This is a genomic window from Hasllibacter sp. MH4015 (assembly GCF_020177575.1).
Lineage (GTDB): Bacteria > Pseudomonadota > Alphaproteobacteria > Rhodobacterales > Rhodobacteraceae > Gymnodinialimonas.
This window is the reverse complement of record NZ_JAHTBK010000001.1, coordinates 1,374,327-1,388,027: the sequence shown is the minus strand read 5'-3', so window position 1 is coordinate 1,388,027 and position 13,701 is coordinate 1,374,327. Positions and strand designations below refer to the sequence as shown.

Sequence of the window (13,701 nt, the reverse complement as noted above, 5' to 3'; positions counted from 1 at the left end):
ATCAGGGCAGCGTGAGCCATGCCTCTGGCGTCGCGAAACACGGGCGGAAATAGGCGATGACCCGTCCCTCCGGTGCCGCGCGCGCGCCCTCGGCCCAGGGGGCCACGCCGTGGATCGCCATGCGGTGCAACAACACCGTCTCGCCCACGGCCAATGGCACCTCGACCCGTTTGCAATGGGCGAAGACCTGCGCCCGTGCGGCCTTGTAGGTCTCCGTCACGTCCACGTCGCCCCAGTCGTGCGCTGGAATTCGTGCGAATGCCGCCTCGAAGCTGCGCCGGATTACGTGGTGGCTCCCTTCCCACACCACCAGGGGGGCCGCGCCCGCCTCCGCCGCCGTCAGCGCGATGCCGAGGATCCAGGCATGGGCCTCGCGCAGATGGCGCCGCCTCTGCGGGCCTTCCGCCAAGAGCCCATCCAGATGCGCCCCATCGCGCCTCCTGCGAAACCGATGCGCGGCCTCACTTTCATCGGCGTCACGACGGGGATAGCCGGGATAGGTGACGGAGATCTGGGCGCGATGCAGGCGGGAGACACCGGTCGCCCCGATCGCCGTGTCAAACGCGGCGCCGCCAAGCGCTGGGCCGTCCCCCACCCGGCCATCCGGCCCGTTGGGTAGCGCGTCGACGCCCACGAACCACGTTCCGCCGTGGCGCAGCCATTCCTCGCGCGCGGCGTGATCAGCAGCGGCGGCAAGGGCCGCGTCGCGCACCGAGGCCGCCCAATCCTCCACCGCTGCTTCGGGCGGGAAAACCTGAAAACCGACCGCTTGCCAGTTCACAACCCGAAAGCCCGACGCAACATGTTCGCCGCCATCACTGCGATGAACAGCGCGAACACGCGCTTGAGCGGTTTGGGGTCCATCGCATGGGCCAGCCGCACCCCGATGGGTGTCGTGATCAGCGTCATTGCCACGACGATGGCGAAGGCCACCAGATTGACCTGACCGACGGTAAAGGGCGGCCGGTTCGCGCCCGTGCCACTCGTCAGCAGAAACCCGATGACCGCCGGAACCGCGATAATCACGCCAAAGCCCGCCGCCGTGGCCACCGCGCGGTGGATCGGCTGGTTGTAAAGCGTCATCAACGGCACCCCGAAGGACCCGCCGCCGATACCCATCAGGACCGACAGGAAGCCGAGAACCGGCGACGTCACGGCAGTTCCAATCGCTCCCGGCATCGCGTCGCCCAACCGCCATTCGCTGCGCCCGAACGCCATGTAAAGCCCGACAGCAAGGCCAAGCACGCCGAAAATGCCCATCAACACCTCGTTGCGCAGCCCGCTGGCCGCCACGACGCCAAGGCCCGCGCCGATCGCGATCCCCGGACCCCAGGCCCGCAATATGGCCCAATCCACGGCCCCCTTCTTGTTGTGCCCCAGCACGGACCGGATGGACGTCACCACGATAGTGGCAAGTGATGTGGCAAGGCAGATCTGCATCAACCCTTCGGTGCCGTAGCCCAGACCTTCGAATGCAAAGAAGAAGGCAGGGACCAGCACGATGCCGCCACCGACACCCAGAAGCCCCGCGATCACACCGGCCATGGCCCCGATCACGAGGATCAGAAGCAGCATCGGCAACAGATCAGAAAGTTCAGGCATCGACGGCTCCGTTCCAGACCGATCCCGCCCTAGCGCAATGGGCCGACATGGGGAAGGCCGCGTGCCACGGGCGGCGCGACGATGCCAACCGCGGTCACGTGGATACGCTCGCGCCGCGCACGAAACCCTAGCGCCATGCGAAGGACAATTTCGACCCTACTCCGCCGCGCGGTCCATCGACGTGCCACCGGCCACCAACACCGCCAGCAAATCCGCCCGTTGCTTCGCCGCCTTGGCGGCATTTTTTTCCTTCACCGGACCGAACCCCTTGATCTGCAACGGTAATTCAGCCAGCGCCACCATGGCGTCCATCCGCTCCGGCGTCAGATCCGGCAGCCACAGGGTCATGTCGCTTTCGTATTCGCGAATCAGGTCCCGCTCCATCCGACGCTCCGCCGAATATCCGAACGGATCAAGAAGCGTACCGCGCAAGCCCTTCATCCGGGCCAGCACCTTGTAGGCGCCGTTGATCCAGCGCCCGAATTCCCGCTTCTTCGGCCGGCCATTGCCGTCCTTGCCCGGCAGGAGCGGCGGGGCCAGGTGATAGGTCATCTTGAAATCGCCGCCGAAGGTCTCCCGCGCCTTGGCCTCCGTCTCCAGGTGCAGGCGTGCGACCTCGTATTCATCCTTGTAGGACAGAAGCTTGTGATAGCCTTTGGCGACCGCTTCCTTCAGGCGCGGATCCTCGATCCCATCCACCAGCTTGCGGTAGCGCGTGGCCAGCCGCTTGCCCTGGTAGGCGACCAGATGCGCCTCTCGGAAGGCAATCTTCTCCTCCAGCGTCTTGGGCTTTTCCACCACGTTCGACGTCGTCAACCGCGCGGCCTCCTCCGGGTTCGCAACCGCCCACCGGCCCATCTCGAAGGCTTGCTTGTTGGCCTCCACCGCCGCCCCATTCATCTCGATCGCGCCCCGGATCGCCTCGTGGGACAGCGGAACGAACCCCATCTGCCACGCCGCGCCGAAGGTCATCATGTTGGAAAAGATCGAATCCCCCAGCAGGACCCGCGACAATTCCGTGGCATCGAACAGCGCCAGATTCTCTCTCAGGCGCGCTTGAAGGGCGACCTCCAAGTCGTTGCCCGGAATGGTGAATTCGGTGTTGAGCGTGAAGTCCCCGGTAATGATCTCGTGGGAATTGACCGCAGCACCAGTCCGGCCCGTTGTCATCAGGCCAAGGGTCTTCGCCCCGCCCGTGACGACCAGATCACCCCCGATCACCGTGTCCGCCTCCCCCGCGCCGATGCGGATCGCGGCGATGTCGCCGGGCTTTTCGGCAAGCCGCAGGTGAATCCACACCGCGCCGCCCTTTTGGGCCAGCCCCGCCATCTCGATCATCCCCGCGCCCATGCCGTCAAGCTGCGCGGCCTGCGCCATCACGGCGCCAATCGTCACCACGCCCGTGCCGCCCACACCCGTGACCAACACGTTGTGCGTGCCGTCGATCTTCGGCAGCACCGGCACCGGCAGACCCTCCAGATCGACCGAGGCCGTGGCCTCCTTCCGGATCACCGCGCCCTCCAGGGTCACGAATGACGGACAGAACCCTTTCACGCAGGAAAAATCCTTGTTGCAGGTGGATTGGTCGATGGCGCGCTTGCGGCCCAGTTCCGTGTCCACCGGCACGATGGAGACGCAATTCGACTGCACCCCGCAATCGCCGCACCCCTCGCAGACATCGGTGTTGATGAAGACGCGCTTGTCGATATCGGGGAACGTGCCGCGCTTGCGCCGCCGCCGCTTCTCCGCCGCGCAGGTCTGGACATAGATGATGGCGCTGACGCCCTTGATCTTGGCGAATTCCATCTGGACCTTCATCAGGTCGTCGCGCTCGTGGCGCTGCAATCCGCTCGGGAAGGCGCTGAAATCAATCTCTTCCTTGGGGTCGTAGACCAGCGCGATATGCTCCACACCCATCGCCTTGATCTCGTAGGCGATGCGCGCCGGGTCCAGATCACCCTCGTTATGCTGACCGCCGGTCATGGCCACGGCATCGTTGAACAGGATCTTGTAGGTGATGTTGGTGCCAGCGGCCAAAGCCGCCCGGATCGCCAGGATGCCGGAATGGTTGTAGGTCCCTTCGCCCAAGTTCTGGAACATGTGATCGCGGGTCGAAAACAGGCTCTCGCCGATCCAGTTTGCGCCTTCCGCGCCCATATGGGTGAACGCCTCCGTCTCCCGATCCATCCATTTCGCCATGAAGTGGCAGCCGATGCCCGCGCCCGCGCGCGAGCCCTTCGGCACCTTGGTCGACGAATTATGCGGACATCCCGAACAGAACCACGGCGTGCGAACGGCCAGATCGGGCGCGTTGGTGGCGCGCTTGGACTCCTCCACCCGTGCCATGCCCGCCCGCATCCGGTCGGTTCCGCACCCTTCCTCGATCAGGATATCGCCGATCTTGATGGCGATGTCGGCGGGGTCCAGCGCGTAGTGCTGGGGGAACAGAACCTCCCCCTTGCCGTCCTTGTAGCCATAGACGCGCCGCCCCTGCCGGTCGTCGAAGATCGCCTCTTTGACCTGCACCTCGATCAGCTTGCGCTTTTCCTCGACCACCACGATCAATTCGAGGCCTTCGGCCCAATCGTGGAATCCCTTCATGTCAAGCGGCCAGGTCTGCCCGACCTTGTAAGTGGTGATCCCCAGCCGTTCGGCCTCCGCCCCGTCGATGCCCAGGGAGGACAGGGACGACACGAGGTCCAGCCAGTTCTTGCCCGCCGCCACGAAGCCGATCTTCGCGCCCGGCTTGCCGAGCATCCGCTTGTCCATCTTGTTGGCGTGGGAAAACGCCTCCGCCGCCCATCTCTTGTGTTCCAGCAGCCGCTCTTCCTGCCCGATCCAGTGATCGCCCAGGCGGATGTTCAGCCCGCCCGGCGGCATGTTGAAATCCGGCTCCACGAAGCTGAGCCGATCCGGGCGGCCATCGACCACCCCTGTCGCCTCCACGTTTTCCTTGACGCATTTCAGGCCGACCCAGACGCCCGCAAAGCGACTGAGCGCGTAGCCGTAGATCCCGTAATCGAGGATTTCCTGCACACCCGCGGGGCTGAGCACGGGCATATGCACATCGACAAGCGCCCAATCGCTTTGGTGGCAGACGGTGGAGGATTCGCCGGTATGGTCGTCGCCCATGGCCATCAGGACACCGCCATGTTTCGACGTGCCGGCCATATTGGCGTGGCGCATCACGTCGCCCGACCGGTCCACGCCCGGCCCTTTTCCGTACCACAAGCCGAAGACGCCATCGCGGGTCCCCTCGCCGCGCAACTCCGCCTGTTGCGTGCCCCAATGGGCGGTCGCGGCCAGGTCCTCGTTCAGGCCCGGGCGGAACAGGATGTCATTGGCCTCCAGCGTCTTTTTCGCGCGTGCCATCTGCAAATCCACCGCGCCAAGGGGCGATCCGCGATAGCCCGACACGAAGCCGCCCGTGTTCAGGCCCGCCTGCCGGTCGCGTTCCTTTTGCATCAGCATCAGGCGCACCAGCGCCTGGGTGCCGTTCAGAAGAACCGGGGATTTCTCAAGGTCGAATTTGTCGCTGAGCGAGACCTGCTGCACTCCCATCAGGGACCTCCCGTGCTGCTTGGTGTCGAAAATCACCGCAACAATAGGTCAAACTTCCTGACCTGTCTAGAAAAACAATCTCACATCATTGCCATCGGCCGCCGGACGGGCCTAGGATCGCTCTGCCCATCCATGTGTGGCTAGGGTTCCGCCGGTCAATCCGGGCCTGGACCGAGCGCCACGGTAGCCGATGCATCGGCGGACACCTTAAGGGATGACAAGACCAGGGGGGATGGCATGGGCGCGGCTTTGCCGTGCCTGATGACCCCCAATCCCGAAAGGGCCCGCTCCATGACAATTCTCGGCTTTTCCCTCGTCCTCGCGGCGGCATTCGCCCATGCCACCTGGAATTTCCTCGTCAAGCGCCTCAATGGCGGGCCGGAGCTGCTTTGGCTCTTCGCCGCGCTGTCGCTTCCGGTCTACGGCCCCTTCGCCCTTTGCCTCGCGGTAACCTTCGAGGGGTGGAGCGGCCCTGCCGTCCTCGCCCTCCTCGGCACCGCGATCCTGCATCTGGGCTACTTCTTGCTGCTGCAAGCGGGCTACCGCGTGGGCGATCTGTCGGTCATCTATCCCACCGCGCGGGCGACGGGGCCCGTCCTGTCCTCGCTCCTGGCGCTTCTGCTGCTGGGTCAGGCGCTGCCGGCGCAAGCCGCGCTCGGCGGCGCAATCATCGTCTTCGGCGTCATGATGCTGACCGGCGGGCCGGAGGGATCGGCGCGTCCGGTGAAATCGCTCCTTTACGGATTGGCCGTCGGCACGCTGATCGGGGCCTACACGGTCTGGGACGCGTGGGGTGTGTCCGTCCTACTGATCCCGCCCGTCTTGATGGATTACGCCTCTGCCATCGGGCGCTCAGTCCTTCTCTACCCCTACGCGCGACGGCGGTGGGACAAGGTCCAGACGCTCTGGCACGATCACCGGTGGGAGGTGATGGCCATCGCCGTCCTGAATTCCGGGGCTTATATCCTGGTGCTCTATGCCCTGACCTTCACCCCGGTGATCTACGTGGCGCCCTTGCGCGAAGTCTCCGTCCTGATCGCGGTGCTTCTGGGCTCCGTCCTCCTCGGCGAGGGACAATTGGCGCGCCGGATGGGATGGGCCGTGGTGATCCTGGCGGGCGTATCCATCCTTGCGACCAGCTGAGCGGTTGCGGGCGCCGCCCCGCCTCCGGCCGAGAAACCCTTTGCAAGGGGCGGCTGCCATACCTAGGTTGCGCCACGCACGGGGCCGAACGGGTGACATCATGGATTGGGACAAGTTGCGCATCTTTCATGCGGTGGCCTCGGCCGGGTCGTTGACCCATGCCGGTGACACCCTGCACCTGTCGCAATCGGCCGTCTCCCGCCAGATCCGGGCGCTGGAGGAAGGCCTCGACACGACGCTCTTCCACCGCCATGCGCGCGGCCTGATCCTCACCGAGCAGGGTGAATTGCTGTTCGATGCCACCCGCGCCATGTCCAAACGGCTCGACGCCGCCGCCGCCCGCATCCGCGACAGCGAGGAGGAGGTGTTTGGTGAGCTGCGCGTGACCACCACGATCGGATTCGGCTCCCTCTGGCTGGCCCCGCGCCTGCCTGCGCTCTACGACAAGTACCCCGATCTCAAGATCGACCTGATGCTGGAGGAACGGCTGCTCGACCTGCCCATGCGAGAGGCCGATGTCGCCATCCGGATGAAGGAGCCGTCGCAGGCGGACCTGATCCGCCGTCGCCTGATGACCATCAACATGCGCCTCTACGCAACGCCCTCGTACCTGGAGAAGAACGGCACGCCCGAAAGCGTGGAGGATCTGGGCCGCCATCGGCTGATTTCCCAAAATGCCTCCGCCGCGCAGGTCAGCGCGGGCGCGATCCTGGTGCGCGAATTGATGAGCTACGATGTCGGCTCCACCCTGTCGGTGAACAATTATTTCGGCGTCCTTCAGGCGGTGATCCACGACCTCGGCATCGGCGTGCTGCCCGATTACCTGACTCAGGATTTCCCCGACCTCGTCCGCGTCTTGCCGGAGGTCGAATCCGCCGAAGTGCCTGTCTTCCTCGCCTACCCGGAGGAATTGCGCCAATCCCGCCGGATCGAGGTCTTTCGCGATTTCGTCACCGAAGAAGTGATCGCCTATCGCCGCCGCCAACGGGAGGTGGAGGCCAGCCCCGACACCTGAATCGCCGCCGAAACGCCCTACTAAGTCTGTGTGCTATGCGCCACAGACATACCAGCATTGCGGTCTGAAGGCGCGATTTGCCTTGATCCAACGCTTTGTGCAACTTAATTGATCAATCATTGAAGAGGCCAAATCGGGTCGCTTCAATACCTCCCTGTTGGACTTCGGCCGAGATTCGTCTCGGCCTTTTTTTTGCGCAAACGGAGGGCAGGAAAATCGTTTCCGAAATCGAAACAAACCCGACCGACCCGGAGGCCTTGCTGCGCGCGGCCTATGCCCCCATGGAGGGGCGGATTGATCCGCCGTCGTTCCTGACCACGATGACCCGCGCCGACATCGCCCGGAAAGCGCAACAGGAGGATCTGTTCCTTGCCCGGGCGGACGGCGTGCCCATCGCCTGCGGCTTCGGCACACCCATTGACGATGTCTACGAGATCGGCAAGGTCGCGGTGGCCGACACCCATCGTCGGCAGGGCCTGGCCCGCGCCCTCATGGACGCAGCCGCCAGGCGTGCGCGCGCCCTGGGCCTCCTTACCCTGCAACTCTACGCCCGCGTCGAACTCGCCGAAAACCACGCCACCTACCGCGCGCTCGGCTTCCATCTGCACGGCCCCTTCACCCACGAAGGCTACGACCGCCCCACCGCGATGATCTTTCGTCGCGCCGTCTGAGGGTTCCAACCGTCCCGGGACCGGCTTATAGACCGCCCCAACTGGGGGACAGAACCACATGACCGATCCGATCATCACGCCCGAGATCATTGCCGCCCACGGCTTCACCGATGACGAATGGGCGGAGGTCAACACGATCCTCGGACGCGCACCGAACTACACGGAGATGGGCATCTTCTCGGCGATGTGGAACGAGCACTGCTCCTACAAAAGCTCCAAGAAATGGCTGCGCACTCTGCCCACCGAAGGCCCCCAGGTGATCTGCGGCCCCGGTGAGAATGCGGGCATCGTCGATATCGGGGACGGGCAATGCGTGGTCTTCAAGATGGAGAGCCACAACCACCCCTCCTATATCGAGCCCTACCAGGGCGCGGCCACCGGCGTTGGCGGCATCCTGCGCGATGTCTTCACCATGGGCGCACGGCCCATCGCGGCGATGAACGCGCTGTCGTTCGGAGAGGTCGCCCACCCCAAGACCCGGCAATTGGTTCACGGCGTCGTCGAAGGCGTCGGTGGCTACGGGAATTGCTTCGGCGTGCCGACAATCGGCGGAGAGGTCCGCTTCCACGCCGCCTATAACGGCAATTGCCTCGTCAACGCCTTCGCCGCCGGCTTGGCCGATACCGACAAGATCTTCTACTCCGCCGCGTCCGGCGTCGGCATGCCGGTGGTCTATCTTGGCGCAAAGACGGGCCGTGACGGCGTGGGCGGCGCGACCATGGCCAGCGCGGAATTCGACGACACGATCGAGGAAAAGCGCCCCACTGTCCAAGTAGGCGATCCCTTCACGGAAAAGCGCCTTTTGGAGGCGACGCTGGAGCTGATGGCGTCGGGCGCAGTGATCTCCATCCAGGATATGGGGGCCGCGGGCCTCACCTGCTCGGCGGTGGAGATGGGCGACAAGGGCGGCCTCGGCATCCGGCTCGACCTCGATGCCGTCCCGGTGCGCGAGGACGCGATGACCGCCTACGAAATGATGCTTTCGGAATCCCAGGAACGTATGCTCATGGTCCTCAAGCCCGAGCTGGAGGACACGGCCCGCGCCATCTTCGACAAATGGGACCTGGATTTTGCCATCGTGGGTGAGACGATCCCCGAGGATCGCTTCGTGATTGTCCACAACGGGGAAACAAAGGCGGACCTGCCGCTCTCCAAACTCGCCTCCACCGCGCCGGAATATGACCGGCCCTGGGTCCCGACGGAGCCCGCCGCGGCCCTGGACCCGGTGCCGGACGTCGACCCGATCGACGCCCTGCGCGCGCTGGTCAGCGCGCCCAATTACTGCTCCCGCGCCTGGGTCTATACCCAGTACGACCACATGGTGATGGCCGACACGGTTCTCGCCCCTGGCCTCGGCGCGGGCGTGGTGCGGGTCCACGGCACCGACAAGGCGCTGGCCTTCACCTCTGACGTGACACCGCGCTACGTCAGGGCGAACCCCGTCGAAGGGGGCAAACAGGCGGTGGCCGAGGCCTATCGCAACCTGACCGCGGTGGGGGCCAAGCCCCTCGCCACCACCGACAACATGAATTTCGGCAATCCCGAAAAGCCCGAGATCATGGGCCAGTTCGTGGGCGCGATCCAAGGCATCGGCGCGGCCTGCACGGCGCTCGACATGCCCATCGTTTCGGGCAACGTCTCGCTTTACAATGAAACCGACGGCACCGCGATCCTGCCCACGCCGACCATCGGGGCCGTGGGGCTTCTGGCGTCCCTTGACGAGCTGATCGCGGGCGTGGCGCGGGAAGGGCATATGCTCTTGCTGGTGGGGGAGACCAGCGGCCATCTGGGCCAATCCGCGCTGCTGGCAGAAGTCTTCAGCCGCGAAGACGGCGACGCCCCCCATGTCGATCTGGAATCGGAGCGTCGCAACGGCGACTTCATCCGCGACAACCGTGACTGGATCGGGGCCTGCACCGACCTTTCCGACGGCGGCCTTGCCTTGGCGGCCTTCGAGATGGCGCAGAAGGCGGGTATCGGGATCACGCTGGACGTCGCCGATACCGAAACTCTGTTCGGAGAGGATCAGGCCCGCTACCTGATATCGACGAGTTTCGACAAGGCAGAAGCGCTCATGGTCGCCGCCGGACAGGCCGGGGTTCCCATCGTGTCGGTCGGCAAGGTGGGCGGCGACCAGATGCGCATCGGGCGCGCCTCCGCCCCACTCGACGATCTGGTGGCACTATGGGCCGGCGCCTTCGCCGAGACCTTCGCCTAGGCGCTCACACCTCCGGTCGGGCGTCCGTCCGCGCATCTTTGAAATCGGGAATGGCGATGTCCGCCAGCGTCGTGACCGCCTCGAATTGCGGGCGCGCGTAGAAATATCCCTGTTGCAGGACAATGCCGATGTCGTGAAGCGTGTGCGCCTCCTCCTCCCGTTCGATCCCCTCGGCGAGGACGGTGATCCCAAGCCGCCGCGCCGTCTCGGCGATGCCCTGCACGATGGCGCTCCGCGTGACATCCGTGTCGATCTGGGAAATCAGCGACCTGTCCAGTTTCAGGATATCGGGCTGCAAATCCGCAAGCAGGCCAAGCCCGGCATAGCCCGCGCCGAAATCGTCGATCGCGGTCATGAAACCCCGTTTCTTGTATTCCGTGACGATCCGCTTGAGGTGCTCGGGGTCGCGCACGACCTCCTGTTCGGTCAGCTCGAAAATAATACGCCCCAGATCGTATCCATGGCGCTCCGCTACGTCGAGGGTCTTGCGAATGCAGGTGGCCGGATCATAGACGGCGTTCGGCATGAAGTTGATCGACACACGCTCCACGCCCAATTGCGCCGCCAGCCGGATCGCCGTCGCCCGGCAGGTCTGGTCGAAGTGATACTTCGTGTCCTCCGTCAGATCGGCCATCAGGCGCGCCGCCCCCGTGCCATCGACCCCGCGCACAAGCGCCTCGTGTGCGAAGATCGTGCGCGCCGCGACATCGACGATCGGCTGGAAAGCCATGGTGATCTTGTGGGGAAACCGGAAGCGCCCAATCTCGGAACAGCGCATACATGTCATCGAAGCCTCCTTACATGACGGGTCCGGTCCGGAACCGGATAGCGCCAAGTCGTTAAGAAGCCATTTCCGAAAGGCGCCGGATCGACTTGCGGCGACCGTTCACCCCCCCTATCTTTCGAACAGGATCAAGGAGCCGCCGGAATGCCCATCACCGCCCGCCAGATTGAGGATCTGATCCGCGAGGACTTTCCCAACGCCCAGATCACGGTCGAAGGCGACGACGGGGCGCATTTCGCGGCACAGGTCGTGGATGAGAGCTTCCGCGGCAAGAACCGCGTCCAGCAGCAACGCGCGGTCTATGCGGCGCTCAAGGGCAAGATGGACGGCTCCGCCGGTGAATTGCACGCTTTGGCGTTGACCACGAAAGCGCCGGAATGACCGTGGCCGGATGGATCACGATCGGGCTTGTGACGATCACGGTACTCGGCGTGGTCGCAATCATCCGGCACCACACGTCGCCCCACCGGACCCGTACACCCCGCGGCACCGAACCCGGCCACGGCGACACGCTCGTCTATGCCAAGGAACGGACCGCGTTTTTCGGCTCGGGGAACGAGGATGCCGCAGGCCGCGTGGTCCGCGTCACTCGGGACCCGCAGCACTACGCGCGCGCCATGATGCCCGGAAACAGAAAGTGAGCCTCCCATGAAATCCTTCCTACACGGCGCCTTCATCGCGTTTCTCGGTCCCCTCGCCCTCGCATTCCGCCCGGTGCGGCAGCAGTTGCGCCCCATTCTCATTCGAAAAGACGATCAAAGGATCCCGCCCCATGAGCGCTGAAGACCAGATCAAAGAGACTATCACCGGCAATGACGTGGTGCTGTTCATGAAGGGCACCAAGGAAATGCCCCAATGCGGCTTCTCCTCCCGCGTGGCGGGGGTGCTGAATTACATGGGCGTCGATTTTGCCGATGTGAACGTGCTGGCCGATGAGGAAATCCGGCAGGGCATCAAGGATTTCTCCGACTGGCCGACGATCCCGCAGCTCTACGTGAAGGGCGAATTCGTGGGCGGCTGCGACATCATCACGGAGATGACGCTGTCGGGCGAATTGGACGCGATGTTCGCGGAGAACGGCGTGACCTTCGACAAGGACGCGGCGGATAAAATCCGCGAAGCCAACGCCTGAAAGATTTCGCCCCGGCTTTCGCCGGGCCGACCGATGCGAGGGGGCACTGCCCCCTCGCGCTCCCCCGGGATATTTCTGGCACATGGAAGACAGGCGCGCACAGTCCCCGAGCCGCGTCAGCTTTTCTTCGTGGCGCCCTTCTTGACGTGCTTGTTGAGCCGGGACGGGATCGACTTTTTCCGGTTCTTGTAGGGGTTGTCCTCGGATTGGCTGCGCATCCAGAGCCGGATCGGCGTGCCGGGCAGGTTGAAATCCTCCCGTAACCCGTTGACCAGATAGCGGGAATAGGCCTCCGGCAGGTTCTGGGGGTGGGAACACATCACCACGAAGCCCGGCGGCCGGGTCTTGGCCTGGGTCATGTAGCGCAGCTTGATGCGCCGCCCGCCGGGCGCGGGGGGCGGGTGCGCCTCCACCATCGCGCTCAGCCACTGGTTCAGGCGCGCGGTCGAAATCCGGGCATTCCACGTCTCATGGGCCTTCACGATCGCGCCGTGCAGCCGGTCGAGGCCTTTGCCCGTCTTGGCCGACACCGTGACCAGTGGCGCGCCGCGCAATTGCGGGAGCAGTTTCTCGAACCCGTTACGCAGGTCTTTCAGCTTTTGCTGCTTTTCCGGCTCCAGGTCCCATTTGTTGACGGCCACGACCACCGCGCGCCCCTCCCGCTCCGCCAGGTCCGCGATGCGCAAATCCTGGCTTTCGAACGGGATGGCGGCGTCGAGCAGAACCACGACCACTTCGGCGAATTTCACCGCGCGCAAGCCGTCGGACACGCTGAGCTTCTCCAACTTCTCCTGCACCTTGGCGCGCTTGCGCATACCGGCCGTGTCGAAGATGCGCATCGGCACGCCGTCCCAGTCGAAGCTCAGCCCGATGGCGTCGCGCGTGATCCCGGCCTCGGGTCCGGTCAGCAGGCGATCCTCTCCGATGATCTGGTTGATCAGGGTGGATTTGCCCGCGTTGGGCCGGCCGACAACGGCGATCTGCAAGGGTTTTAAAGGCGTTATCAGGCGCTCTTCATCTTCCACATCCACATCCGCCTCGGCCTCCTCCGCCGGGTCAGCGGCCTCGATCAGCGGGCGCAGGGCCAGGGCAAGGTCCGCCATGCCTTCGCCGTGCTCGGCGCTCACCCCGATGGGCTCCCCCAGGCCCAGGCTGAACGCCTCCAGCATCCCCGATTGCCCGGCATTTCCCTCCGCCTTGTTGGCGGCCAGAAGGACCGGGCGTCCGGACTTGCGCAAGATGTCGGCAAACAATTCATCATTGGCCGTCACGCCCGCGCGCGCGTCGATCACGAACAGCGTCGCATCGGCCATGGCCACCGCGCGTTCGGTCAGCCGCCGCATCCGGCCCTGGAGGCTGTCGTCGCTGGCATCCTCAAGGCCCGCCGTGTCAATCACCGTGAACCGCAGGTCCGCCAGCCGCGCCTCGCCCTCGCGCAGGTCGCGCGTGACGCCGGGCTGATCGTCGACCAGCGCCAGCTTGCGCCCCACAAGCCGGTTGAACAGCGTCGATTTGCCGACATTGGGACGGCCCACGATGGCGAGAGTGAAGGACATGATTGCACCTTTAGCAGAA

Annotated in this window: 12 protein-coding genes; 7 read left to right on the top strand and 5 right to left on the bottom strand. The window is 64.8% G+C overall.

All coding sequences use genetic code 11. The features are described from left to right. Position 1 precedes the first annotated feature (1 nt). The 3 genes from KUW62_RS07270 to KUW62_RS07260 all read right to left on the bottom strand — a co-directional run bounded on the left by KUW62_RS07270 (position 2) and on the right by KUW62_RS07260 (position 5,163). The gene (locus KUW62_RS07270) at positions 2–781 is read right to left on the bottom strand and encodes a hypothetical protein (RefSeq protein ID WP_224814832.1); all 780 of its coding nucleotides are present in this window, start codon (positions 779–781) and stop codon (positions 2–4) included. Beyond that, positions 778–1,602: a sulfite exporter TauE/SafE family protein gene (locus KUW62_RS07265; RefSeq protein WP_224814831.1), complete on the bottom strand. Its 825-nt coding sequence runs from the start codon at positions 1,600–1,602 to the stop codon at positions 778–780. Before KUW62_RS07265 ends, KUW62_RS07270 begins: the two co-directional genes overlap by 4 nt. A gap of 156 nt (positions 1,603–1,758) precedes the next feature. After that, entirely contained in the window at positions 1,759–5,163 is a 3,405-nt protein-coding gene (locus KUW62_RS07260) for an indolepyruvate ferredoxin oxidoreductase family protein (protein WP_224814830.1), read from the bottom strand. A gap of 291 nt (positions 5,164–5,454) precedes the next feature. Here KUW62_RS07260 and KUW62_RS07255 point away from each other — a divergent pair, with 291 nt between their 5' ends. From KUW62_RS07255 to purL, 4 genes are all read left to right on the top strand, one after another. Then, the gene (locus KUW62_RS07255) at positions 5,455–6,306 is read left to right on the top strand and encodes an EamA family transporter (protein WP_224814829.1); all 852 of its coding nucleotides are present in this window, start codon (positions 5,455–5,457) and stop codon (positions 6,304–6,306) included. Between the two features lie 100 nt (positions 6,307–6,406). Continuing rightward, on the top strand, positions 6,407–7,321 hold the full coding sequence (locus KUW62_RS07250; RefSeq protein WP_224814828.1) for a LysR family transcriptional regulator: 915 nt from the start codon (positions 6,407–6,409) through the stop codon (positions 7,319–7,321). 257 nt (positions 7,322–7,578) lie between these two features. Next, on the top strand, positions 7,579–7,992 hold the full coding sequence (locus KUW62_RS07245; protein ID WP_224814827.1) for a GNAT family N-acetyltransferase: 414 nt from the start codon (positions 7,579–7,581) through the stop codon (positions 7,990–7,992). Positions 7,993–8,050: 58 nt separating this feature from the next. Beyond that, positions 8,051–10,210, top strand: coding sequence for a phosphoribosylformylglycinamidine synthase subunit PurL (purL, locus tag KUW62_RS07240; RefSeq protein ID WP_224814826.1), 2,160 nt, complete (start codon positions 8,051–8,053; stop codon positions 10,208–10,210). Between the two features lie 4 nt (positions 10,211–10,214). On the opposite strand, the gene KUW62_RS07235 is transcribed toward purL, so the two are convergent. Next, positions 10,215–10,997, bottom strand: coding sequence for an EAL domain-containing protein (locus KUW62_RS07235; protein WP_224814825.1), 783 nt, complete (start codon positions 10,995–10,997; stop codon positions 10,215–10,217). A 141-nt stretch (positions 10,998–11,138) separates the two neighbouring features. On the opposite strand from KUW62_RS07235, the gene KUW62_RS07230 reads away from it, so the two are divergent. The 3 genes from KUW62_RS07230 (at position 11,139) to grxD (ending at position 12,126) form a co-directional block, all read left to right on the top strand. After that, a complete protein-coding gene (locus tag KUW62_RS07230; protein WP_224814824.1) occupies positions 11,139–11,375 on the top strand; it encodes a BolA/IbaG family iron-sulfur metabolism protein in 237 nt (78 codons plus the stop codon). Continuing rightward, the gene (locus KUW62_RS07225; protein ID WP_224814823.1) at positions 11,372–11,635 is read left to right on the top strand and encodes a hypothetical protein; all 264 of its coding nucleotides are present in this window, start codon (positions 11,372–11,374) and stop codon (positions 11,633–11,635) included. The genes KUW62_RS07230 and KUW62_RS07225 overlap by 4 nt, the downstream gene beginning before the upstream one ends. A 131-nt stretch (positions 11,636–11,766) precedes the next feature. Then, positions 11,767–12,126 (top strand): Grx4 family monothiol glutaredoxin, encoded by a 360-nt coding sequence (grxD, locus tag KUW62_RS07220; RefSeq protein ID WP_224814822.1) that lies wholly within the window; start codon positions 11,767–11,769, stop codon positions 12,124–12,126. 116 nt (positions 12,127–12,242) lie between these two features. Here the strand turns inward: grxD and der are convergent, their stop codons facing one another. Beyond that, a complete protein-coding gene (gene der / locus KUW62_RS07215; protein ID WP_224814821.1) occupies positions 12,243–13,682 on the bottom strand; it encodes a ribosome biogenesis GTPase Der in 1,440 nt (479 codons plus the stop codon). Positions 13,683–13,701 lie beyond the last annotated feature (19 nt).

Excerpts from the sequence above, each read along its gene's own strand:
- KUW62_RS07265 (WP_224814831.1), bottom strand. The coding sequence starts at position 1,602 with ATGCCTGAACTTTCTGATCTGTTGCCGATGCTGCTTCTGATCCTCGTG.
- KUW62_RS07260 (WP_224814830.1), bottom strand. The coding sequence starts at position 5,163 with ATGGGAGTGCAGCAGGTCTCGCTCAGCGACAAATTCGACCTTGAGAAA.
- KUW62_RS07255 (WP_224814829.1), top strand. The coding sequence starts at position 5,455 with ATGACAATTCTCGGCTTTTCCCTCGTCCTCGCGGCGGCATTCGCCCAT.
- KUW62_RS07250 (WP_224814828.1), top strand. The coding sequence starts at position 6,407 with ATGGATTGGGACAAGTTGCGCATCTTTCATGCGGTGGCCTCGGCCGGG.
- purL (WP_224814826.1), top strand. The coding sequence starts at position 8,051 with ATGACCGATCCGATCATCACGCCCGAGATCATTGCCGCCCACGGCTTC.
- KUW62_RS07235 (WP_224814825.1), bottom strand. The coding sequence starts at position 10,997 with ATGACATGTATGCGCTGTTCCGAGATTGGGCGCTTCCGGTTTCCCCAC.
- KUW62_RS07230 (WP_224814824.1), top strand. The coding sequence starts at position 11,139 with ATGCCCATCACCGCCCGCCAGATTGAGGATCTGATCCGCGAGGACTTT.
- KUW62_RS07225 (WP_224814823.1), top strand. The coding sequence starts at position 11,372 with ATGACCGTGGCCGGATGGATCACGATCGGGCTTGTGACGATCACGGTA.
- grxD (WP_224814822.1), top strand. The coding sequence starts at position 11,767 with ATGAGCGCTGAAGACCAGATCAAAGAGACTATCACCGGCAATGACGTG.
- der (WP_224814821.1), bottom strand. The coding sequence starts at position 13,682 with ATGTCCTTCACTCTCGCCATCGTGGGCCGTCCCAATGTCGGCAAATCG.